The 22782-nt window shown below is 58.6% G+C and carries 22 protein-coding genes; 4 read left to right on the top strand and 18 right to left on the bottom strand.

The window, feature by feature from the left end:
* Positions 1 to 73: 73 nt before the first annotated feature.
* The 3 genes from RBB80_RS06335 to RBB80_RS06325 all read right to left on the bottom strand — a co-directional run bounded on the left by RBB80_RS06335 (position 74) and on the right by RBB80_RS06325 (position 2164).
* Positions 74 to 934, bottom strand: coding sequence for a fumarylacetoacetate hydrolase family protein (locus tag RBB80_RS06335; protein WP_433967398.1), 861 nt, complete (start codon positions 932 to 934; stop codon positions 74 to 76).
* Positions 935 to 941: 7 nt separating this feature from the next.
* A complete protein-coding gene (locus tag RBB80_RS06330) occupies positions 942 to 1799 on the bottom strand; it encodes a fibronectin type III domain-containing protein (protein ID WP_433967397.1) in 858 nt (285 codons plus the stop codon).
* A gap of 95 nt (positions 1800 to 1894) precedes the next feature.
* Positions 1895 to 2164 carry a hypothetical protein gene (locus RBB80_RS06325; RefSeq protein ID WP_433967396.1) on the bottom strand — a complete coding sequence of 90 codons (270 nt, stop codon included), beginning with the start codon at positions 2162 to 2164 and terminating at the stop codon, positions 1895 to 1897.
* Positions 2165 to 3033: 869 nt separating this feature from the next.
* On the opposite strand from RBB80_RS06325, the gene RBB80_RS06320 reads away from it, so the two are divergent.
* Both RBB80_RS06320 and RBB80_RS06315 read left to right on the top strand, forming a co-directional pair.
* Positions 3034 to 3252 (top strand): hypothetical protein, encoded by a 219-nt coding sequence (locus tag RBB80_RS06320; protein WP_433967395.1) that lies wholly within the window; start codon positions 3034 to 3036, stop codon positions 3250 to 3252.
* Positions 3253 to 3572: 320 nt separating this feature from the next.
* Positions 3573 to 4427: a helix-turn-helix domain-containing protein gene (locus RBB80_RS06315; protein ID WP_433967394.1), complete on the top strand. Its 855-nt coding sequence runs from the start codon at positions 3573 to 3575 to the stop codon at positions 4425 to 4427.
* 8 nt (positions 4428 to 4435) lie between these two features.
* Here the strand turns inward: RBB80_RS06315 and RBB80_RS06310 are convergent, their stop codons facing one another.
* From RBB80_RS06310 to RBB80_RS06290, 5 genes are all read right to left on the bottom strand, one after another.
* Positions 4436 to 5551 carry an A/G-specific adenine glycosylase gene (locus RBB80_RS06310; protein ID WP_433967393.1) on the bottom strand — a complete coding sequence of 372 codons (1116 nt, stop codon included), beginning with the start codon at positions 5549 to 5551 and terminating at the stop codon, positions 4436 to 4438.
* A gap of 157 nt (positions 5552 to 5708) precedes the next feature.
* A complete protein-coding gene (locus tag RBB80_RS06305) occupies positions 5709 to 6344 on the bottom strand; it encodes a YdeI/OmpD-associated family protein (protein WP_433967392.1) in 636 nt (211 codons plus the stop codon).
* Positions 6345 to 6383: 39 nt separating this feature from the next.
* Positions 6384 to 6830, bottom strand: coding sequence for a L,D-transpeptidase family protein (locus RBB80_RS06300; protein WP_433967391.1), 447 nt, complete (start codon positions 6828 to 6830; stop codon positions 6384 to 6386).
* A gap of 44 nt (positions 6831 to 6874) precedes the next feature.
* On the bottom strand, positions 6875 to 7990 hold the full coding sequence (locus tag RBB80_RS06295) for a L,D-transpeptidase family protein (RefSeq protein ID WP_433967390.1): 1116 nt from the start codon (positions 7988 to 7990) through the stop codon (positions 6875 to 6877).
* A 291-nt stretch (positions 7991 to 8281) separates the two neighbouring features.
* Complete coding sequence (locus tag RBB80_RS06290; RefSeq protein WP_433967389.1) at positions 8282 to 9484, bottom strand: hypothetical protein; 1203 nt, start codon at positions 9482 to 9484, stop codon at positions 8282 to 8284.
* Between the two features lie 148 nt (positions 9485 to 9632).
* Here RBB80_RS06290 and RBB80_RS06285 point away from each other — a divergent pair, with 148 nt between their 5' ends.
* Positions 9633 to 10070 (top strand): DUF2251 domain-containing protein, encoded by a 438-nt coding sequence (locus RBB80_RS06285; RefSeq protein WP_433969530.1) that lies wholly within the window; start codon positions 9633 to 9635, stop codon positions 10068 to 10070.
* A 15-nt stretch (positions 10071 to 10085) separates the two neighbouring features.
* Here the strand turns inward: RBB80_RS06285 and RBB80_RS06280 are convergent, their stop codons facing one another.
* The 5 genes from RBB80_RS06280 to RBB80_RS06260 all read right to left on the bottom strand — a co-directional run bounded on the left by RBB80_RS06280 (position 10086) and on the right by RBB80_RS06260 (position 13897).
* The gene (locus tag RBB80_RS06280; protein ID WP_433967388.1) at positions 10086 to 10592 is read right to left on the bottom strand and encodes a 5' nucleotidase, NT5C type; all 507 of its coding nucleotides are present in this window, start codon (positions 10590 to 10592) and stop codon (positions 10086 to 10088) included.
* A 64-nt stretch (positions 10593 to 10656) separates the two neighbouring features.
* Positions 10657 to 11436: a zinc ribbon domain-containing protein gene (locus RBB80_RS06275; protein ID WP_433967387.1), complete on the bottom strand. Its 780-nt coding sequence runs from the start codon at positions 11434 to 11436 to the stop codon at positions 10657 to 10659.
* Positions 11437 to 11537: 101 nt separating this feature from the next.
* The gene (locus tag RBB80_RS06270; protein ID WP_433967386.1) at positions 11538 to 11687 is read right to left on the bottom strand and encodes a hypothetical protein; all 150 of its coding nucleotides are present in this window, start codon (positions 11685 to 11687) and stop codon (positions 11538 to 11540) included.
* 62 nt (positions 11688 to 11749) lie between these two features.
* Positions 11750 to 13222 (bottom strand): M1 family metallopeptidase, encoded by a 1473-nt coding sequence (locus RBB80_RS06265; RefSeq protein ID WP_433967385.1) that lies wholly within the window; start codon positions 13220 to 13222, stop codon positions 11750 to 11752.
* A 42-nt stretch (positions 13223 to 13264) separates the two neighbouring features.
* Positions 13265 to 13897, bottom strand: coding sequence for an FMN-binding negative transcriptional regulator (locus tag RBB80_RS06260; RefSeq protein WP_433967384.1), 633 nt, complete (start codon positions 13895 to 13897; stop codon positions 13265 to 13267).
* 134 nt (positions 13898 to 14031) lie between these two features.
* Here RBB80_RS06260 and RBB80_RS06255 point away from each other — a divergent pair, with 134 nt between their 5' ends.
* The gene (locus tag RBB80_RS06255) at positions 14032 to 15702 is read left to right on the top strand and encodes a DHA2 family efflux MFS transporter permease subunit (protein WP_433967383.1); all 1671 of its coding nucleotides are present in this window, start codon (positions 14032 to 14034) and stop codon (positions 15700 to 15702) included.
* 117 nt (positions 15703 to 15819) lie between these two features.
* On the opposite strand, the gene RBB80_RS06250 is transcribed toward RBB80_RS06255, so the two are convergent.
* The 5 genes from RBB80_RS06250 to RBB80_RS06230 form a co-directional block, all read right to left on the bottom strand.
* Positions 15820 to 17175, bottom strand: coding sequence for an outer membrane beta-barrel protein (locus tag RBB80_RS06250; protein ID WP_433969528.1), 1356 nt, complete (start codon positions 17173 to 17175; stop codon positions 15820 to 15822).
* Positions 17176 to 17565: 390 nt separating this feature from the next.
* Complete coding sequence (locus RBB80_RS06245) at positions 17566 to 19218, bottom strand: glycoside hydrolase family 35 protein (RefSeq protein ID WP_433967382.1); 1653 nt, start codon at positions 19216 to 19218, stop codon at positions 17566 to 17568.
* 221 nt (positions 19219 to 19439) lie between these two features.
* On the bottom strand, positions 19440 to 20474 hold the full coding sequence (locus tag RBB80_RS06240; RefSeq protein WP_433967381.1) for an aldo/keto reductase: 1035 nt from the start codon (positions 20472 to 20474) through the stop codon (positions 19440 to 19442).
* Positions 20475 to 20565: 91 nt separating this feature from the next.
* Positions 20566 to 21591 (bottom strand): beta-L-arabinofuranosidase domain-containing protein, encoded by a 1026-nt coding sequence (locus RBB80_RS06235; RefSeq protein WP_433967380.1) that lies wholly within the window; start codon positions 21589 to 21591, stop codon positions 20566 to 20568.
* On the bottom strand, positions 21592 to 22476 hold the full coding sequence (locus tag RBB80_RS06230) for a beta-L-arabinofuranosidase domain-containing protein (RefSeq protein ID WP_433967379.1): 885 nt from the start codon (positions 22474 to 22476) through the stop codon (positions 21592 to 21594).
* Between the last annotated feature and the right edge of the window lie 306 nt (positions 22477 to 22782).

Here is a 22782-nt window from a genome sequence, read left to right as displayed (position 1 = left end):
CTTTCTCCTTGGCTGTTATGCATATTTTATCAAGCTGTGAGCGATTGCGCTGTTTGTTAGAGCGCGGAAGGTGCTATCCGGCGGCAAACTGATTTTCTAGGACGCCGAGACTGTCTATTTCCACTTGGATGCGGTCGCCGGGCTGAACGGCTCCTACTCCCGCGGGAGTTCCTGTGGGAATGAGATCGCCGGGTTCGAGAGTCATGGTGGCGGTGATGTAACGGAGGAGGTCGGCGATGGAGAAGATGAGGTCGCGGGTGCTGCCCTGCTGCTTGACGACGCCGTTGAGGCGGGTGGTTACGGTGACGGGCGAGGGGGCTTTGGCATCGGGTCCGTTCGGGAATCCGACGGGGTCGATCTCGTCCGAGACGATGGGGCCGACGGGGCAGAAAGTGTCGAAACCCTTGCCGCGTGTCCACTGACTGTCGGACTTCTGGATGTCGCGGGCGGTGACGTCGTTGACGCAGACGTAGCCGCGAATGTAGGGGCGGACGTCTTCGTCGGGGCCGATCCTGTAGCAGCGGCGGCCAATGACGATGCCTAGTTCTCCTTCGTAATCAACGCGGTTGGAGAGGGCGGGAATGCGGATGGTGCCTTTGGGGCCGAGCAGCGAGGAGGGCGGCTTGAGGAAGAGGAGGGGCTCGGCGGGGACTTCGTTGCCGAGCTCGGCGGCGTGGTCGCGGTAGTTGCGGCCCACGCAGAGAATCTTCGAAGGGGTGACCGGGGGAAGGAGATGCAGGTCGTCGAGCGGGGTGGGTTCGAAGTCGACGGCGAGGGTTGGGATGGGGACTCCGCCGAGGATGCGGGTATTGAGGTCTTCCTGTGGGGCTTGCATGGGAAGCGTGGCCCAGAGGATGCCATTGCGCTTCTCGACGAGGGCGTAGCGAGGGAGAAAGGTGCCGTTTTCAGCCGACAGGTACTTACAGTAACGCATGTGTTTTTTATTGCTCCCTTAGTGTTTCCTGCACGTCCCCGCTTGGGGCGCTCTCGTTTCCGGTGGCATCGACTGCGGTAACGCGATAGGCGTAGCGATGACCGGGAATAGCGGTTTGATCGCGGTAGGCAGGGCCGACGATCGGGGATGGGTTCAGGCGCGTTGCTGATCCCGCAACTTGGCCTGTCGAGGTAACTTCCTGTCGATACACACTATATCCGGCAAGATCGATCTCTGTGTTGGGCGTCCATGAAAGATCGATGGAACGGTCTGACGCAGTGGCTCCGCCGGGGACGGCCTCAAGTCCAGTTGGGATCGCGGGCGGGAAGGTGTCGAGCATGGCGACGGTGACCGGAGCGGAGATCACGCTGCGAACTTCGAGGGCGCGGCCTGCGAGGGAGATCTCGCGAACCCGCCTGGCCATGTAGCGGTAGCTTTCGCCCTTCTGCGTCGTCTGGTCGATCGTGCCGCCTGCATCTGCGGCTTGTTTCGGAGTTTCCAGCTTTACGTCGTCCGGAGTTTTTGGCGGGGTCGTTGGCGTCGCCTGCGGTTTGGCGGAGGCGAATGCCGCGGGAGGGGATGTCTTTCTGGATTTGCTTCGGAGCGTAGGTTTAGGGGCGGTGGAAGAGGCTGAATTAACCGGGGCAGGAGTTGCAGACGTAGGCGAGGGCGCGACCAGATGGCGGTCAAGCTGCACCTGAGAGTATCCCGGTGCGGCGTCCTTCCGCTGCATCCACTCGAGCTGAATGCCTTCGCGGGTGGATGTCGCTCGGAGCTGCTCGACTGGCGGAGGGGCAGCGCCGGCAGCGGCGAAGGCCTCCGGGGAAGAGCCTGCGGAGCGCCCGTGGGCGTTGAAGAGCTGCACCCGGTAGGCCAGGAGGGAGGCCGGATCTACCGTCAGCGATGGAGGAAGAAGTTCTTCCGCCTGACTCGGTCCGCTCTGTACTGGGAGGCGCTTCGCTACAGCACATGCGGGAGTTGAAGGGGGACCAAAGGCGTGACCGGGATAGAGATGCGGCAGATCTCTGCTGTGATTGTGCCTTTGATTGCAATGCGATCGGTCGTCTTGTCCGGGGTCGTCCAGTGAAGAGTGACCGTGTCGCCGACCCTCTCGGCGGTAAGGTCCTTGACGACCTCGGGCAGATCGAGGAGGGGGCGTGAGGCGGCCCGGGACTGGCGCAGCCTGCAGCAAACACGATCGATAGCGCGACGGCGCCGCGGGATGACCATCGCCGGAGCTGCGAATGGCAGGGGATGAACGAAAACTTCATTGGTCTGTGACCATCATAGGCCAGGGAGTCAGAGAGCCTATGTCCGGACCTGCACCGGGTGCGCCGTTAGCAGAGCCCTCCCACGCGGATGACGAGTCGAGATGCCAGGACGCCGCACACCTTGTTCGAAGTTGTGATGAAGTTTTGACATCAACGACAACCGCAACCATAACAATCGGCCATGGAAATGGCGTGGCGACAGTGGTGTGGACCACGAGCACATTTCTGCATGGCGACGAACTGGCACTGTCGATATGCCCTAGTGTAGTAGGATCTTGCAAGCCGCACTTGTTCTGGTCGAGGTTGCGTGTATCCAAAACCGTCTCATCATTATTCGCCCTTCGGTTCCTCAATGTTCCCGCATAGTCAGCAGAATGTCTTTAGTGTGACGTGCTCGCCGCCGCAAGTGTATCGGCCTCAGCAGTCGAGTAGGCCAAACCCTGGATCTGCTCCCTTGCGAGTGTCGGCTTCACCCGGCGCTCCACTGCTTCCGGTACAGCGTAAGACAGGGGAGTCGTAGCGCCTAGTGTGTATCGCCCGACCCCTGCCCAGAGTCCTTCGCAGGCGATCGCGCCCCAAAGCAGGGGAGTACGACAGGCCGTACCGCCGCCGTACCGCCCTCAAATGAGCCTGACCCAGGCGAAGCTGGCACCGAACGGGAGGTCCGTCCAGCGTGGCTTTTTACCTCCGATCGGAAATCGGATCGCAATACCAAAGAATGCCATTCAGCGGAGCAGAGGGTCCGTCATTCAGAGAAAGTGCCGGATTTGCCAAAGTGATTGGCACGAAGAGGGCAGCTGCCGTTTCAGGCCAACCGTGGGATCTCAGATGGGCTATGGGTTCACGCAGGCGGTAACCAATAATGTTATTAGCAACATCGTGACGTTCGGGCTCGGAGCGGCGGCCAAGGGAGGTAATCTCAAAGGTAGGCTCATGGGTGGGCTCCTTGGATTGGGTGCGAATCTGGCGTTGGGAGCGGGGGATAACTACTTTCAAATTCCAAAGAAGACGACGTTGGTTTACAAGAAGGAGAGTCCGCATCTCTGAGAGACGCGTGGCGGCTCTAATATCCCAAGAAAGTGAAGCCTAGCGGCAGAGCCAGACTTTGAAGGCGCTGCGGCAGGGGTGATAGTTCGCCTTTTTCAGGCCAGCCTTCACTTTCGCGAGATTTTTGCCCCCAGAAGGCCTTTTCATAGTGTTTTCTTTGTGCTCATCCTAATCCACATCTCGGCACCACCGACTAAAGGCTTAACTCTTTTTCGAGAAGGACCCTGTGTAGGCAAATAATTCGCATCCAACCCAAAAGTGAGCCAGTCCGGACATCTTTTGATTGGGTTTCAACGTCTGTTGGCGTAGCGAATAACCTTATGAGCAAAACAATTTCTTCCCCTTCCCTTGCCACTGCCGAGATCTCAGTACAAACCGATAGCTTCATCCCCGGCGGCGAAGCTAACTCGACCGTAAACGTCCGTCACCTCCAGGTCGATGGCGAGGCAGCTGAGTCGTTCATCGCTGAAAAGCGCATCGGGGAACGCATCAAACACCTGCGGCTGAAGAAGTCGATGGGACTGGTGGAGCTGGGTCGCCATACAGGATTGTCGGCGAGCTTTCTGTCGCAACTGGAGACGGGACGTGTGGTGCCGACGCTGCGCAACCTGGCCCGCATTGCGATGGTGTTCTCGAAAGACCTGAGTTATTTCTTCGATCCGGAGCCGCAGACCCTGTTCCGGGTGCATCGCCGCCATGAGCGTGTGCGCCTGCCGCAGACCGGGGCCGATGATCCCGCCTACTTCTTCGAGAGCCTGGGGTACCTGGTTCCCGATCGTCAGCTCGATCCTTACTTCGCGGAGTTTCTGCCGGAGAAGGAGGGCCGTTCGCCACGCGCACACCAGCACGTCGGGTGCGAGTTTCTCTACCTGCTCTCGGGCACACTCGATGTGCGGCATGGCGAGACGATCCACCATGTGGAGGCTGGGGATGCGATTTACTTCGACGCCAATACGATCCACAGCTACATGTGCACCGGCAAGACGCCCGCAACAGCCCTGATCGTAACGTTGCAGCATCCGTTGTTGATGCAGCTAGGGAGTGGGACGCGGTCGGCGAATGGAACCAACGGGAAGGTCCGCGGCATTCCCGGCTCGATTCTGCCGCAGGCTTCTGTTGCAAAAAGCTGTCTTCGCAGATGCACTAATTGGGGACTAAAAGAACGATTCCGATAAACGCTTCTTCACCTCGCGGGCGAAGTCGTTTTCACTCCCGGCAGGTTCGGCAGGTCGACCTTCATGACGCCGAGACGCTGAAGGACTTTGCGGGTCAGCCCGGTCAAGGGCTTTGAATTCAGCCTGCTGGTCAGGACCCAGTGCAGATCTCTCTTTGCTGCCGGAACGGCCCGGCGCAGTCCACGGTCCTGCGGTCCGCTGGCAGCGTAGACCTGCACGTAGTAGTTCGTGTTTGTGATGGCGTGCCGGAGACGCAACATAGGTTCTCGGCCCTGGACTGCATCCTGCGGAAGCGGTGGCAACTCGTACATGTTCGGCATCAGGCTGGCGTCCTCGGCGCGAAGCTGCAGGAGAACTTCGGTGAGGGTGCCGCGCTTTCGCAGACTGAGCAGATACGCTGCGGGACGGCTGAGCTGCCCGCCTCGCGGCGGTGTGAGGTGCTCGCCACGAGTTTTGCACATCGCATAGACAGGGCAATTAAGACAGAGCGGAGCCTTCGGCAGACAGATCGTCGCACCGAGTTCCATCATGGCCTGGTTGTGATCGCCGGCGGCGTTGGTTTGTTCGCCGATGCGCCGGTTGGGTACGAGGGCAGACGCCTGTTTCTGGACGAAGGCTCGACCGGCGGCGTCTCTTTGCTCTGGCCTTCCGGTGAGGCGCAACAACACTCGCTCCACGTTGCCGTCGACTACAGCGATACTTTCTCCGAAGGCGATGCTGGCGATCGCTGCGCTGGTGTACTCGCCGATGCCGGGAAGAGTTCGCAGCTCTGCGGAGGTGCTGGGCAGGATGCCTCCTCGTTCTTCGGTGAGGAACTGCGCGGCTTTGTGCAGCATGCGGGCACGGCGGTAGTAGCCAAGGCCCGACCACAGGGCGAGAACTTCGGTCTCGGGCGCGAGCGCGAGAGCAAGGATGGTGGGGAAGCGTCGGAGAAAGCTCTGATAGTGCTCGATGACGGCGGCGACGCGCGTCTGCTGCAACATGACCTCGGAGAGCCAGGTCCGATAAGGATCGCTGATGTTGCGCCAGGGGAGTTCGCGTGCGTGGGTCCGGTACCAGCTCATCAGTCTTCGCCGGAAGAGAGCGGCATCGAGGGGTGCGCTTTTCGGAACGACAGGGTGCATTCGATCTTCGTTCGTGATTGCTGGCCTGGGTAGGGAAGACATCGCAGCAAGTCTATAGCGTCGCGAAAGAATACATCCTGAAAATTTTATGCATGAGAGGGCGTTTCGGTCCGGCAGCGGTCGTGAGCGATGAGGCGAATCTGCTGGCGAGGAGCCCTTAGCAGAGCTGATACTTCCAGTTGCGCTGCTTGCCCTCGGCCATCCATTCGACCGCAGTTGCGATGCGCTTTTCGCGTGTCTCGGGACGCTTGGCGTCGGCGATCCAGTCGGTGTACTCGCGCTTGCAGCTTGGGCTGAAGGCCGCAAAGACTGCGGCAGCTTTCTTGTTCTTCTTCAAAGCGGCGGTGAGTTCTTCAGGCGCTTCGACCGCGGGCTTCGGAGCTTTTACGACTTTGCCTCTGGCTGCCATGGGGCTGGTGTATTCGCCGCGGTCGATGATGGCTGTGGCCTGCCGGATGAGAGAGAGCATCTGCTTGTCGGACGGCAGGTCTTTGATGCTCGCAATGCGGCCGAGCGTGCCCATGCCGCCGCGCTGGACGATGCCGGCCTCGGTCAACACGGCGCCGATCTCTTTGCCCCAGAAGCCGAAGCTGCAATGCTCTTTGAATCCTGCCATGTTGCCGAGGATGACGCCGCCATACTCGAAGAACGGCATACTCCATTTGATGGTCTCTTCGACGCGTGGACAGCCCTTATGCATGAGCTCGCGTAGATGCTCCAGGATCGGCTGCGCGAAGGGCCTGGACTTCGCGATGTACATGTCTACCCTGGCGTTGAAGTTTGCAGCTGGCATGCTTTCTCTCCTGATTTCAGGACAGCAGTTTACACGGTGCTAGGCCGTGTCGCCCTCCTTGGTTTTGGGCACGATGGGCTCGTGCTTGACCGGATAAGGCGGTCCCTTGGAGAAGACCTTCTGCATCTCGGAGTCGTAGCCGTAGACGTCGTCGAAGAAGTGAACCTCGCCGCCGTCCTCGACGATAGCGGTGAGATAGAAGATGACGATCGGCAGAGGAGTTTTGAGGCTGACGGTCTTATTGTCCGGGCCGCTGTTCATGGCCTCCTGCACCTTCTCGAGATCCCAGTCGCCCTGGCCCTGGAGGACCCAGGCGGCGAGGTCGGCGGGTTTCTGAACGCGGATGCATCCGTGGCTGAAGTCACGTCTGGTCTGCTCGAACAGCGAGACGGCAGGGGTGGAGTGAAGGTAGATGTCGTACTGGTTGGGGAATATGAATTTGACCAGGCCAAGCGAGTTCTTCGGGCCGGGCTTTTCGCGCACCATCACGGCTCCCTGCGCAACCTGGTGGGCGGTGTAGTCGGTTTGGACTACCCCTTGTTGTTGGTGACCTCGAAGTTCTTGCTGGCGAGGTAGCCGCGATTGGACTCGATGTGCGGCACCAGCTCTTTGCGCGCGATGTCGACTGGGACGCTCCAGTAGGGTCGGAAGACGAGGTACTTCATCATGTGCGTAAACACAGGGGTTTCGTGCTGGCCCATCACTTTGCCTACGACGACGCGCATGGTGAAGTCGAGCTTGTGGTCGGGGTCGAAGCCGCGCAGGACGAACTCTGGCAGATTCACCATGAGGCGTGCGTGCAGGTAAGGCTCGGGGAGCCAACGCCAGCGCTCGAGGGAGTCCTGCAACTGGGCCACGCGGAAGGCCATCGGGACGTTGAGGGACGTGATCGTCTGCGGCGTGAGCTTGCCGTCTGCGGCGAGACCGTGGCGATGTTGGTAGTGCTTGACGGCGTCGGAGAGGGAGGTGTCGAAGGTGGTGGGAGACGCGAGGGTGGAGCCGGATGGGGCGTCGCCCTCGAGCTGGAGTCTGGCAAGCAGGGCGGGTAGTGCGGGGTAAGCGCCACCGGCGGCAACTGGCTTGGCGACTGTGGGCAATGGCTCTGTTTGCGTCTGACCTTGTTGCTTCGCGAGATCCATGTAGTGTGACAGTGCAGCTTCGGTCTGGCGGTACTGTTCGGAGTCAGGTTCTACGCCGGCGATCAGCTTGGGCACGTCGGCTGCGTCTACGGCGTTGTCGGAGACGAACTCGGCGAGGTCGTACTTCTTGTCCTGTACGGGAATCTCGAAGTTGAAGTGCGACGGGTTGACGCGGCCTATGCGCAGGTCGGAGATGTACCGCATGACGTTGACTGTCATCGCTACATCGAAGAGCGAGATGGCGTCTTCGGATTTACTGTCGAGCGCCTGCACGCGGTCGGCCCAGCGCGGCGCGTCGTAGTCTTCGGGAATGAGGCCCTTCGATGCGGCGTCCTGAAAAGCCTGGATAAAACCCTTCGCGGAGGCGGTGGGCGCTCCGTCGCGGGTCCAGGCGACCTCGTAGTTGCGATCGTCATAGAAGGTGGCCACGATGGATTCGTAGTCGGAGAAGTTCGGCCAGCGGAGATTGGGGACTTTGGTGGTGTCGACCTTCTCGGGCGGCAGCACTTTTTCTCGACCATCTCGTGCAGCTTATCCGCGTAGGCCGTCGTATTGGGTTGAGACTTCGACTTGCGGTGGCGATGGCATCCGCCGACCAGCAGCAAAACAGTAAGGGCCGATGCGGTACAGGCGGAGCGAAGAGAGACTTTCATCATTACGGGCGAGACCATCCTTCAGGGAGCAGCAACTTTATGAGGGTGCCGACCTATTATGCAGTATTTCTTGAGAGTTCGCGCGAATCCGACGGACGAACCAGTGGCGATCCGGACGCAGTTGGGTTTCGCGACGGGGAGAGGTTCAACGTGCGATCTCCGGCAGCAGCGACAGGCAGAGAACTGCCTGCATGAGAAGAATCGCACCTGACAGAGCGAGAAACATCTTCCGTTGACGCGTCTCCAGGACGTCTGCGAAGACTCCGCCAACAAACGTGAACAGGAACGGCAGCGCCCACAGCCATGGTTGCGATGTGGTCTGCGTCGTCACCAGCGGAAACAAGAGGCAAACCATGACGAGGGGCGCGGTGTTGCCGAAGTAGCGGCAGCGGCGGGTTGAAATGTAGAGCAGGAGCGATACAAGCGTCGCTACTACGATGGGTGCATTCGCCGTACTCAGGAAGAAGCGTTTGGCTCCATCGAGCGCAAACCAGAAACGTGCGCCGCCGCCGGTGAAGACGTAGCTGAATGGGGCGGGACGGAATGCGTAAAACGCGAACAGAATCGCCAGTGCGCCGACAGCGGAGAAGACGAGGATCTGCATGACGTAGCTGCGGCGACGCTGCGCGAGATACATCATCCACACGACTGCCATCACGGAGCCGATGATTGCAGCCAGCAGATGCGCGGCGGCAGTAAGTCCCAACGCGAGGGTGAGCAGTGCGATCCGGGGTCGCCATTTGCTGCGCGGCCCCTGCATGGCATGGGCTACTCCCATGGCCGTGTAGACGAGCCCGTAGAGCCCCCACATGGCTAGTACTTCGTTGTTGGGCGTAACGGCCGAACGAATGATCGCCGGACAGAAGCAGTAGAAGCCGAGAGCGAGAAATCCGCCCTCGTTGCCGAAGAGCCTTCGTGAGACCCACCATAGGCCGCCGCCAAGCCAGACCGCGAAGAAGATGAAGGGGAGGTGGAGGAGATATTTGACACTGAAGAGTTCGTGTCGCGCCTCCCACGTGGACCCGTGCAGCGAGCCCTGCGCGTAGAGCCGGTTGTCGGGTTTGCGAAGATTGTCTGTGCCCAGCATTACTAGCCGCTGCACGGTGAGAGGTAGCCCAGCGACGCGATACGCAAAGGTGCCGTCGCCGTTGAGGTTGCCGCAAGTGGTGAAGTAGCCGGCCAGCGGCGACGGCCGCTCCCACATCTCGCGCCCGCACTCGGCGTAGCGGTAGTCCTGCTGGGAGAGCTGCTGTCGGCCTACGACCCAGAGGCATTCGGCCAGAAAGATTAGCAACAGCAGCGCAGCCCACTGCTGCGGTCGTCCGAACTTAATGCGGGGGAGCTTCATTCCCATTCTGAAGTAGGCCGGCCTTTATCTTTCCTCAAGTCTGATGTCCCATTGGGCTGTCCGGGTGCAGCTGACGTGCATTTTGCCGCGCAACTTACACCGCCGGAGACGTTTCAGCAGCCGCCTCATCGAGTGTATCGTGAAGGTTATGCAGTCGCTTTCTTTTACCCCTGGTCGTGCGTTTCTCTCTGTCAATTCGCCGATCGTTCCCTGGACCGTGGTCTTTGAGGATGAAGGCGTCGCGGGATACTTCTATGCCTGCGATCGCTCGCAGGAGGTGCATGAACACAGCATTATGGATGCGATGCTGATCTACAATGTGGCCGCGCTGGCCAAGAGCGACGCCGAACTCCAGCGTCCTTGGCCACAGCGCATCGCCTCGGTGGAGTGGTCGCACGATGGGCTGCAGGCCGTGCTATATCTCGATGGAACCGCGCAGGCACTTTATGACTTTCAAGCGCACTGCGGATACTGTCGCATGGATTTTCCAAACTTCATGTCGGAGCAGGGGGATACGTGGCGCAAGTCGAGCCATGCGTGGTCCGATGCTGCGTTGCAGCGCTTTGAGTCGAATCTGTACGCCTGAGGAAGCGGCGTAAGATCAACCGAGAAACAGCTTCTCCACGTCGAGCCAGTCGTTGACGCGCTTGTAACCCGTGACGCCGGCGTTGTGAGGCGAGCTATAGAGGATGCCTTCGCCCTTGAACCGTCGCAACTGCCGCGGGTTGTCGTCGATCAAATAGTCCGCTCGGAGAATGCTTTTGTCGCCACAGTAAACGATGTGCGACGCGGGGATAAACGGGAAATGTTTTGCGAGCCAGCGATACTTCGCCTGGAAAGATGTCGGAACTTCCATCGCCGCGGTCGCGATAAAGACCTCGTAGTTCATGTGCAGCCGCTCGAGGACACGCTGCGACTCCGGCATGACGGACAGCACTTCGAAGAAGTCCTCCGAACGCAGATACGCGTCGAGCACGGCATGGCGGTCTACTGACACCACGTCCCACAGCCACTTGCCCTGCAGGTCTTTGAGACTGACGTTTTCGCCGAAGTGCTGGTTGTAGCGGAGCAGATGCTCGCCGAGCGCATCGGCCATCACCTCGTCCATGTCTATGCAAATTCTCTTCAAGATTTCACGCTAAGCCCTTGCTGTTCATTTCTTCAATATGGATCTAAAGAGACCGAATGATTGATGCTGCGATGCTCTCTACCGGAACCGTCTTGCGCTGCGGAGCATCCCGCGCCGGATCGTAGTAGAGCAGCCGTCCGCAGCTCTCGCAGGTCATCATGGTCTCGTCGTTGCTGCGGTCGCGGAGATCATTCCAGCGCTGCGGCCGCACCATCATCTGGCAGGCCATGCACTTCTGGTTGAGCGCTTCGGCTACGGCGGTCCCTTTGGCTTTGGCGATGCGGTCGTAGGTGGAGAGTGCGGCCTCGCCGATCTCCGCACGGACTGCGGTTCGTTTCTCTTCCACCGCAGCCAGCAGGGTCCTATCAGCGGCGATGGTGTCGGTCGCTCGGATTCGCTCGCGCTCTAAAGTAGCGGACGCGTCGGTGACAGCTTCGTCGGCAAGTTTCTTCTGCGACTCGATCCCTTCGCTGCGCTCCATGCTCTCGATTTCGGCGTCTTCGAGCTTGCTGATCTCCGCCTGAGCGAAGGCGATCTCGTGCTCGAAGGCGGTCACCTGCACGGTCGTTGTGGCCATGTCCATGTGCTTGCGCGTGCGGTCGATCTTGGCTTTCTGGTCCTTGACGTCAGACTCCTGCCGCCGCCGCAGCGCCTCTTCTTTAGCTATCAGGTCAATGATAACTGCGCGTTGCCCCTGCGTCGCCTTTGCCTTGGCGTCAAGCGCCGCTACGTGCTTCGGCAGCGCTACCATCTCGTCGCGGAGGCGTTTGGCCTCGACGTCGTGTGCCTGCAATACGATTAGCTTCTCAAGATCCGGATGCATTGGACATCTCTCTTTCCACTCGGTTCGGTCGCTGAAGAGGCTCAACTACAGCGGAAAACTCGAAGTCTAGCACTGCTCTCGTCACTTGTTAAGTATGCGCCTTACTGCTCGGCCAGCTTATCTACGTTGATGTAGTACAGATCGGTCGCCGCGTCGAACTGATCTTTGGTAAGGGACGTTTTCATGGTCTGCCAGTCGGTGGTGGGATGAATCGTCTCCCAGTGCTCCTTCAAGCCTACGCGCACAGGCATGGCGAAGGCTTTTTCGTCAGTCTTCCAGCGGTATTGGACCGTGCCGGCGGACTCGTCAAACTTCAGCTCCAGCGTGGGGATCGCTGTGTGACGCAGATACTGATCGAAGACGGGGTCAGGTTCCTCCCGGTTTGTTGGTTGAAGTACTGTTCAACATCTTCCGTCATGATGTTCTGATATTTGAATTGCTGATAGAAGTCGTGGATCAGCGCAAACCAGCGGGTGTCGTCGTCCACGATGCTGCGCAGGGTGTTGAGGAAGAGAGCGCCCTTGAAGTATTGGTCCTGCGGGGGCTCGGCGTTGGTGCCGCGTGCCGTGATGATGGGACGGTCGTTTTTTATCTTTTTCTTGAGCGCGTTGACGTACTTCACCTCGTCCTCGTGGCCGTAGTTGTACTCGACGTAGAGGCACTCCAGATAGGTGGTCCAGCCTTCGTGGATCCACATGTCGGACTTGTCGGCGGCCGTGATCGCGTTACCGAACCACTCGTGTCCGCTCTCGTGAATGATGATGAAGTCGAAGCGTGGGCTGATGCCGACGCCGGTCCAGTCGCGGTCGAGGTAACCATTGTGGAAGTGGTTGCCGTAGGCGACGGCGCTCTGATGCTCCATGCCTGCGTAGGGAACTTCGATGAGTTTGTAGCCGTCTTTCTTGAAGGGATACTCGCCGAAGTAGTGGTAGTAGGCCTTCATCATGCCCGGCACCTGGGCGAACTGACGCTTCGCTCCGTCGAGGTCTTCGGGCAGAACGTAATAGTCGAGAGGAAGGTCGCCGAACTTGTCGTCAAAGTGAACGTAGTTGCCGATGTTGAGCGCTACGTCGTAGTTGTTGATGGGGTAGTGAACCTTCCAGTCCCAGCGCGTGTAGCCGTCTCCGAGATCTTTCTTGCCGATGAACTTTCCGTTCGAGACATCCATGAGGCCGTTTGGAACGGCGACGTTGATCTCCATTCCGTCCTGGGGCTCGTCGCGCCACTGATCTTTATTGGGCCACCAGACGCTGGCGCCGGTCTCTTCGCAGGCTGTGTTGATCCAGGGATGGCCGACGGTGTCCTGCTTGAATGTGAAGCAGCCGAAGCGGCCAGTCTCTACTGGGCTTCCCGAATAGTGGACGTCGATGGAGTAGCTGTGGCCAGTGCGCAGGGTCTTGGGGAAGTCGACGAAAAAGGTGCCGCCGTCGCGCTCATAGTTCAGCGTGGATTTTCCCATCTCGATCTTGTCGATTCGGAGGGTAGGAAAGAGTTCGAGCTGAATGCGGGTGCCGTCGGTGAGCATCTTGAAGCGGATCGTATTGCTGCCGCTGATGAACTTCTTCTCGGGGTCGACGCGGAGCTCGAGGTGATAGGAGAGGAGATCGTTGTTGGCGCGATAGGGCCCATAGGATCCGCGTAAGAGATCGGCGTGGGTGGGTTGTTTGATCGCTGGCGGCGTTGTGGCGGGGGCAGCGGGTTGCGACGTCTGGGCATGGACGGGAAAGGCGGTGGCTAACGAAAACAAGACGCTGAGTGACCGATTGCGAAGGGCGGTTGAGAGCATTGATCTTAGCCTATCGCGATTTGACGGAAGTTGAATGGCAGATCAGCGTCGCTCCTCGACGAGAGATTTCATCGCCAGGCTCTCTGTGGTGTTCAACTCGGCGAGTCCTTCAGCGACGCCGGCGCGGTCCTGTTCGGAGCGGTTCTGGCTGACCTTCCATTTGCCTTCCAGGCGATCGATGATCATCTCAAGCCCGACGATACCTTTTACCTGCGAGGCGATATAGTCCGTCGGGGCATCCTCGATCTTCCACGGAACTGGGGAATCGGCCTCATGAATCGTTGTGAGGCTGTGCAGATGGGCCATCAACCACTGGCTGTCTTCGATGACACGCAGATGACCGTACGCATGAACCACCACGTAGTTCCAGGTGGGCACCACCTCCCCACTCTCCTGCTTCTCGGGATACCAGGTGGGCGTGATGTAGTGCTGAGGACCAGAGAAGATCGCAAGCGCTTCGAGGTCTGGCGAGAACTCGCGCCATTGCTGGTTGGCTCGTGAAAGGTGGCACTTGAGGCGGCCAAGAGGCGTGCTGTCGCGCTCCAGAACCATTGGAATATGCGATGCGAACAGACCGGCCGTCCCCATAGTGATGAGCGACGCAAATGGCTGCTCTTCGATCAGTTTATGGATAACCGGAGTGCGGGTTTCGCTATTTGCCCGAGGAATGTACATTTCCGCTTCTCCCGAAAGCTTTGGGTATGAAGTTATCACCGCATCAAACCGGATAGGCCGCTACGCAGATCGACAGATTTCGTTCGCAACTCTCTGAATCCCGGCTCACGCCGATACAATCGAATAAACCACACATGGCAGCTACAGTAATCGAACTCCCCGAGGCGCAGCTCTCTGAAGCGCATCGTCCCGAGCAACATCCGACTGTGGAACGCCCCTGGCGACCGCGGATCAACCCGTGGATCGTTGCCATGACGGTGACGCTCGCGACCTTCATGGAGGTTCTGGACTCCTCAATCGCCAACGTTGCGCTGCCCCACATCGCGGGCGGTCTGGGAGCGACGCAGGATGAGGCCACCTGGGTGCTCACCGCGTATCTGGTCGCGAACGCCATCATTCTGCCCGCCGGGGCTTACATGACGACCTTCATCGGGCGCAAGAAGTTCTACATGATCTGCGTCGCACTGTTCGGCATCAGCTCCGCTCTCTGCGGCTTTGCTCCTTCGTTGCCGATCCTGATCTTCTGCCGCGTTCTGCAGGGTGTTGGAGGCGGCGGTCTAGCACCTTCGGAACAGGCGATCCTCGCCGATACCTTCCCACCGGAGAAACGAGGGCAGGCCTTCGCGATGTATGGCCTCGCCGTGGTCTGCGCGCCTGCAATTGGACCAACGCTGGGCGGCTACATTACGGACAACTTCGACTGGCGCTGGATCTTCTTCCTCAATGTACCCATCTGCCTGATCTCCCTCTTCCTCACCTCGCGCATCGTCGAAGATCCGCCCTGGGTGAAGAAGCAAGTCGAGCAATCGCAGAAGGGCGGCATCAAACTCGACTTTCTCGGCTTCGGTCTGCTGGGCCTTACCTTCGGCTCGCTCGAGTTCATTCTCGACAAGGGCCAGGAAGACGACTGGTTCTCCTCGAACCTCATCACCTTCTTTGCCGTGGCGATGGTCGTTGCGTTTGTAGCGATGATCTGGTGGGAGCTCAAACAGCTCCGCGAAGGCCATCGCCCCATCCTCAATCTAACGCTCTTCAAGCGCCGCAACTTTTCAATCAGTTTTCTGCTGATGTTCGTGCTCGGCTTCTCACTCTACGGCACCACCATCCTGATCCCACAGTTTGTGCAGACGCTGCTCGGCTACACTGCCGAACTTGCCGGACTTGTCCTCTCGCCCGCAGGCCTGATGATGATGTGCATGATGCCCATCGTCGGCGTTCTGGTCGGCAGGGTCGATCCACGCAAGCTTATCGGCTACGGCTTCATCATGCTGACACTGTCCCTGATCACGATGCATACGCTGAACCTCGGCGTGAGCTACGGATACCTCGTCTTTGTGCGCTGCTTTCAGGCGTCAGGTCTTGCGTTCCTGTTTATCCCGATCAATACGATCTCGTACATCGGGGTAAAGCAGTCTGAGAATAACGACGTGTCGGGCCTGACGAATCTTGCGCGAAATATCGGCGGCTCTGTGGGAACCGCATTCGTCGCCACCATGCTCACACGTCGCACTGCAGCCCACGAGACGAACATGGTACGCAATCTTACGACGGGCAGTGCTTCTTTCATGAACCGGGTGGCAAAGCTGAAAGGGATGTTCGGCGGCCACAGCAGCGGCAACCCCATGACGGGCACTGGCTCCCACACAGCACAGGCCTATCTCTACAACGAGCTGCACCGTCAGGCGGGCATGCTCGCCTACCTCGATATCATCCAGTACATGGCGGTCTTCTGCGCGTGCATGCTGCCTCTGCTCTTCTTTATCCCGCGGCCACCCAAACACGCGAGTCCTTCGGCCGGCCATTAGGTAAGTTGTCTCAACAGGCGTGTTCTTGAACGCTCGTATCCGCACCCTCCGAAACTCGAAGCTAAAAACAACTTGACCCTCCCTTCAGCTGAAGAGAGGGTCATCCGACCTGAAAAGTTAGAACTTGTAGATTAGGTCTGCGCCAAAGAAGAACTGATTCCGCGCCGTTCCATTGTCATATCCGCGAGCGTTCCATGAGTGGTCGAAACGCAGTTCGGGGCGCAAGAGAATCGTGGTGCCGATGTACTTCGTCGCGTACAAGGTGTTCTCCGTGTACTTGCCCGGAATCCCCGTGCGCTGTCCCTTCTTGTCATCCAGGAAGTCCGTTCGAAATCCGGCGAAGAACTTCGAGTTGAACTCACGATTGACGTAATTCACGATGGCATACTCGGGGGCGGTGCACCGCAGCTGTCCGGGCGCGCAGAAAGCACCGTTAGCGCCAAGCTCCGTCGGCACAGGATTGGCCACGTTGCCCGCAACGTTCGGGACCTCGCGCTCATACATGTACCAGGCCTCGGTCGCCATGTGCCACTTCGCGTTGAACTTGTGGTACCAGGTACCGTCGTAGTCCTGCAGGTTGTTGTACGCGTATTTGCCGTCGTTGATGCCGTTCGCACAGGCGTAAAAGTTGTCGTGGTTGCTCGCGGTGGAGTAGTTCAGGCAGGCAATTGCCGACGGCTTGCGATCGTCCGACCATGGCGCGACGTCATGCCCTGCGGAGATACCTGCCTGCACCATCCACTGCTTGGTCAGCTTGAGCGTTGCAATCGCACCGGTGTCGGTGAACGGATCGATGGTGTAGAGAAGCGAGTGAGTCATGTTGTAGTTGTTCGGAGCGAGCTGCGCTTCGATGCCGGGCACTGAAAGGAAACGCCCGATGCGAATATTCAAACCTTCCTTCACAGGAAAGTAGAGATCGGCATACTCCAACACCGGGTCGAAGCCATAACGACGATTCTTCTGCAGCAACTGCTGGCTGAAGTAGTCCTTCGCGGTGGTAAAGCGATAGTCAATACCGTAGAACGCCGTAAGATGATAACCCCAGTCGAAGTGGGTCTTCTGCACAGTGTCCGGCAGACGTTCTACATACACCACAGCCTGGTTCAGCTCGACGCGATTCGGAAAGATGTCATAGGACAACGGAAAGTTGTTATTGGATGATGTGCTTGCATTGACGCTAGCTGCAACCCACCCAAAGATCTTCGTTCGGCTGTTCTCCAGCTTCAATGCAGTCATCAGCGGATACACATTTCCATCCGGAACACCGATTAGGGGAGATCCACCGTAGCCCCAGTCAGAGCTCGGGAATGGAGTCGAGTCGAGAGGCGCGTCCAGAGCGCGGCGAGCAGGCGTCGGGGAACTCGGCAGCTTCCCTGTCCAGTCCGCCTTGTAAAAACCTCCGAGTCGCTCGAAGAAGTTTCCCTGCAATCCGGCGCCGCTAGCTGGCGTGGCCGTGTTCCCATGCTTCTGCATCTCCGCAGGAACGAGAGGAACGTTATACATAACTCCTTCATTGCTATCAGTCGTAGAAGCGGCCGTTGTGCTACTCCCTAAATCCTTCGCGTCGTCAGGCCTCTGAGCTAGGACAACCCCAGTAATACTCGCAAAAAGAAGACTCAAGCACGCAGCGCGCGCCGAGCCAACATTGATCTCATACAATCGCATAACTCTCCCTGCCGATGGTCGATTGGCAGATCCCGCTCGATCTGGTTGCGACACAAAACGACATTTCTAAGGTTAGGCTGGGACCCATAAAGGAATCGTAAGGAAGGCCTAAAGAGTTCGTATGAGAGAAATATCTGTTTCAGACGGAAGATGTTCAGGGTTTGGCAGGAGTAAGTGGCGTTCCGAGCACCGGCTCCTTCAATCCTTTGATAGATGCCCCCTCTTCCCCTGTAGATCGAACACAATCACTTCGTTGCGGTCCTTCACCATCCATGGTGCCGGCGCGTAGAGCGTCTTCTGTGGACCGACATTCCAGATGCGGCCCAGCGCGTGGCCGTTGAGCCAAAGTTGCCCCTTTGTAAACTCGCTGGTGTCGAGGAAAGTATCTCCCGCAGTGCCTGGTTCGAAGCTGGCACGATAGAAACACGCGCCGTCGCAGGGCTCTTTTGAAAACTTCAAGCTGGCAGTGTCCTTGAGGGGCAGCGGATAAATCTCCCAGCCTGTTAGTTCTTTGCCGCCTAGCATCACCTGTTTGGTAATGCCGGCACGTTCGCCACCGATGGCTTTGCCGAAGTTGATCCGGCCGGTATTCTCCACCAGAATATCCAGACGGGCGTTGCTGACAACTGCAGGAAGCGTAAGACGGTCCTGCTTCAATCGCCGATCGAGCGTTCCGATCAGTCTGCCGTCCAGGTAGACCTGGGCATAGCTGTGAAGCTCATCGAGAACAAGCTCGCCCTGCGCCGCTGCGTTCAGCTTGGTGCGGTACAGAATGTAGCCGTAGGCCTGGTCGATATCTTCCATGCTCAACGGATGCTCCGATCGGACCGGCGCGGGCAGACTCTTCCACAACGACGCTGATTCGACGAATCGGATCTGCGGAGTCTGGATCGTCGGTGCGACCTCCGGCACCGGGGGTGGCGTGACTCCTGTGGACTTTGCAATGATGTCGCGAAACACGAAGTACTTGGGCGTGGGCCGTCCGCCTTCATCCAGCGCGGCGTCGTAGTCATAGCTGGTGACGTCCGGTTCATAACTTCCCGGTACGTCTCCGTTGGCTCCATTCATACCTCCGAAGCTTGTACCGCCATGAAACATGTAGAAGCTTACGGAGTAGCCATGCTCCAGCATCCACTGCAGATTGTCTGCCTGTTTGTCCGCGTGCGTGTTCGCGTGGTCTGCGCCATAGTGATCGAACCACCCTGCCCAATATTCGCTATTGATAAACGGCCCGTCAGGACGAACCTTTTTCAGCGTCGCAAACGCCCGCTCTGCAGTACCGTCTTCTTCACCGCCAAAGTTGATCCCAACTGGAAGCTCGGGCAGCGAGCCGTCCGACACTTTCTCCGGGCCGTCAGCGGTGTAGAGCTGCGACTCGGTGAATCCTGCATCGACCAGAAGCTTATGAATCTGCTCCATGTAAGCGTGGTCGTTGCCGAACGATCCGTATTCGTTCTCCACCTGTGTCAGGATGATCGGGCCGCCATTGCCCACCTGCAACGGTGCAAGCTCCTTGCCCAGACGAGCAATCCATTGTGCAGCTGGCTTCATGAACTTCGGATCGCTGGTGCGCACCACGGTGCTGTGATCTTTCAGCAGCCAGGGCGGGTAGCCGCCGAACTCCCACTCCGCGCACACATACGGACCGGGGCGAAGAATCACATAGAGCCCTTCCTGCTGAGCCTCGCGAACGAACTCTGCGACATCGTTGTTACCGGAAAAGTCATACACCCCGGGCCTCGGCTCATGTACGTTCCAGAAGACGTAGGTTGTGATCGTGTTCAAGCCCATCGCCTTGGCCATGCGAAACCGTTGCCGCCAGTAGGCTCGCGGAATTCGCGGATAGTGCATCTCCCCGAGATCACCTGAAACGGCTTTCCATCCAGCGTGAAGTGATCGCCTTCGACTGCAAATCGATGCGCCTCCCCTGTTGAGCTAATCCATTCACACTAAGAAAGCCGGCCAATAACAAAACGAAGATCTGGAGTCGCACTCAATCCTCACACGCACAAAAATTGATCGAGGCCCGCAGCAGATTGCGAGCCTCGAAATCATCGCCAATTCTACGCGGGTTACACCGGGAACGGATTGCGCTCTTTGAACTGAACCTGGTGCCAGTACGGATAAGCCTTCGGTAACTCGCTCGCCTTATCCAGCTCAGCCACTTGTTCTTTGGTCAGCTCCCAGCCAATGGCCCCGAGGTTCTGCTTCAACTGCTCTTCGTTTCTCGCGCCGACAACTAAAGTCGAAACCGTAGGCCTCCGCAGCAGCCAGTTCAACGCGATCTGCGGTACTGTCTTGCCGGTCTCCTTCGCAATCTCGTCGATGGCGTCGACCACGGCGTAGAGATATTCGTCGGGGACTTGCGGACCTGCATCATTCACGATGTTTGAATTCAGACGGCTGTCCTTCGGTATGCCCGTCTCGCGGCGGATCCTGCCAGTCAAACGTCCCCAGCCCAGCGGCGACCATACCAGAGCACCCACACCCTGGTCGGCAGCCAGCGGCATCAACTCCCACTCGTAGTCGCGGCCAACCAGCGAGTAGTACACCTGATGGCCAACATAACGCGACCAACCATAGCGTTCGCTTACACTCAACGACTTCATAAGATGCCAACCCGAAAAATTGGAGCACGCGATGTAGCGAATCTTGCCCTCGCGCACGAGGTCATCGAGCGCACGCAGCGTCTCCTCCACAGGCGACGTGGCATCGAACGCGTGAAGGTGATAGATGTCGATATAGTCGGTGCCGAGCCGCTTCAGCGAGCGCTCCGCTGACTGGATAAGATGGTAGCGGGATGACCCCACATCGTTCGGTCCCTTGCCAAGCCGGAAGGTCGCCTTGGTCGAGATCATGACGTCGTCACGATTGTGCTTCGCCAGCGCCTTGCCCAGTGCCTTTTCGCTCTCGCCGTCCGAATAGACATCTGCCGTATCGAACAGGTTCATCCCCGCATCCATGCAGATGTCGACGATCCGGTTCGCTTCTTCCTGCGTCGTCTCCGACCAGGCCTTGAAAAACTCGTTAGCAGTGCCAAACGTACCCGCACCGAAGCAAAGCTCCGGCACCTTCAAACCCGATTTACCAAGCTGTCTGTATTCCATGCAGATTAAGATGCAGCCAGCACTCTTTTCGCACTAAATTTTGAGCCTTCACAATTCGCCTTCGAGATCGAGCCGATCGCAGATCACTCAGCTAAGTCACCCGAATGTAGGTCGCGTAAGTTTGACTCTGTACCGAGGTAAAAGGCACCATCTTCACCACGCCATTCGCGCTTTGCAGCATCCATTCCCCGCCTTCGGCCTGCTGTATCGCCAGCGCCTGTGCACTGCTCGCCATCACCGGCTCCGAAGCCAGTGCAAACAATACCCTCGGCCCCAACATCACCGCTGCGGTCTCAGGATGCGCCTCGTCCAATATCTCGAGCCGCGGCTTCATCGGCAGTTGCAGCTTCACCGTATCGCCGGTCCGCCATTTGCGTTGAACTGTGGCAAACCCCGACGGTACCGCCATCTGGACGGAACGACCATTCACCTGTAGCGCGGCCCCGTCCGCCCACGCCGGAATCCGCAGCTTGAGTGCAAACGAAACCGCTCGCGTGGTCTTCATCCGCAGGCGCACCTCCGACGTCTCCGGATACGCTCCTTCCAGTTCCATCTCGATCTTCGCGTTGCCTTCGCTCCACCGCAAAGCAGAAGGCAGATAGAGATTCACCCACACAGCTCCCGGCTCGTGAAAGTATCCGTTGATCCAATAGTCCGCGACGACCTGCGGAAGCGTCCCTGAACAGCAGGGCCACCGATGGACCGAATAAACCCGCTTGCCTCCAGAGCCCAACACGTCGTTCGGCGTGCCGGCCGTGTCCGCGGCATTGTCTGTCGAAGATTGCGAGTGATAGTCCGCGTAATAAAAGGCGTGTCCATCGGGCTGCAGAGGCATAGCTCCAAGAACGGTGTTGTACATCACACGTTCCATGCTGTCTCCGTACCGCCCCTCGCGAGTGCAGCGCAGCAGATAACGCGTCAGCTTCATGTGCGCATAGGCTCCGCACGGTGTCTCGAAGCTGTTGTGGCTCTTTGCGAGGCTTGCGAAGACCTTCCCCGATCCGGGCGTCTGCAACATCTCGTCCGGTCCCCATCCACCAGTCGCAAAGCTCTGGTCGAGCAGCATGTCGAAACCGTTCTTCGCTGCGCGCAGATGCTTTTCGCTCCCTCCAACCATTTACGCCTGCATCGCCGAGCACAGCGCATTCACGTAGCTGTACGCATGCTTGCCGCCCAGCACGTTCTCTCCGCGTGCAAGTGAATCGAAGTAGCTCGCGTCGTCAAGGTAACGCTCCGCCATCTCGCGATACGCAGACCCCCGCGATCCCATTTGTGCCGATACAAGATACAAATTCTCCGGCAGTGTATAACTCTCGTCCCAGACCCAGGAGATATCCTTGCCCTCCCGCCAGACTACCTCCCGGTCAACTGCGTGCCCCGGCAACTCCGGCAACGCGGCCTTTCGTGTGCGATCGAGAATCTCCAGCGCATCGCCGTCGCCGGCAAGGCGGTGCGCATCCATCAATCCAGACACAAGCTTGTCGAAGCAGTAGGCTGGAAAGCGGTTCTTTGCGTAGTATTCGGTCGCAATGGTCTCGGCATAGAGGCGGTTCAAACGAACGACTCGTTCACGCAGCGCCGGATCGCCAGTGATGGCATGCATTCGCGACAAGGCCGATACCCATTGCCCAAACGTTGCACTCGGAGCCAACCCCGCGTCTTCCGTTCTGTAGTCATAGTCCGCCCGGTACTGATACCACCCGCCAATATCTTCGCCCGGCGCTTCCTGCCCAACCATCTTTCGAAAAGGCATCAGCAGACTGTCATCGCTGAGCCCCATCAGAACGGAGCGGGCGTTCTCCATCTGAGCCAGGTGCGGCGCACTCTTGAGGGTTACCTGTCCGTAGCCCACCTCATCGAGCGGCCGCACGTCAACTGCAGCGAACCCAACCTGTTGCAACGCTCCGCCTGCAACCACAGCGGCCCCGCCTCGCAACAGCGCCCGTCTGGATATCTCAAAGCTCACTCCAGCATTCTCCGCCTGGGTGGATAGATCTGTCACGTGCTGGAGTGCACAAGGCAGATCGTGGCTCTGAAGATTTAGCGTGCGTAATGAATAACCTCGCCGCGACAAAGCATGGGATGGATCGTTCGGCGACGCCGGCTACTGAAGGCCACTTCGCGTATTGCGCATGTTGACTTTGCAGGTGGCAGACTCCGGTGGATGCCGCCACCATATCTGGAAGTCGCGTGTCACGTCTGTCAGACCCATCGAGCGAAGTTCAGCCTGAACGTCCGGATGGCGGTCGGTGAAGCCCCAGAGATATTACGAAAAGAAGATCGGCCACGACGAAAGGTCGAGCGCTAA

Source organism: Tunturiibacter gelidiferens, from assembly GCF_051013345.1.
GTDB lineage: Bacteria > Acidobacteriota > Terriglobia > Terriglobales > Acidobacteriaceae > Edaphobacter > Edaphobacter gelidiferens_A.
Note: the sequence above shows the minus strand (reverse complement) of the source record. Positions and strands in the feature narration are given on the sequence as shown.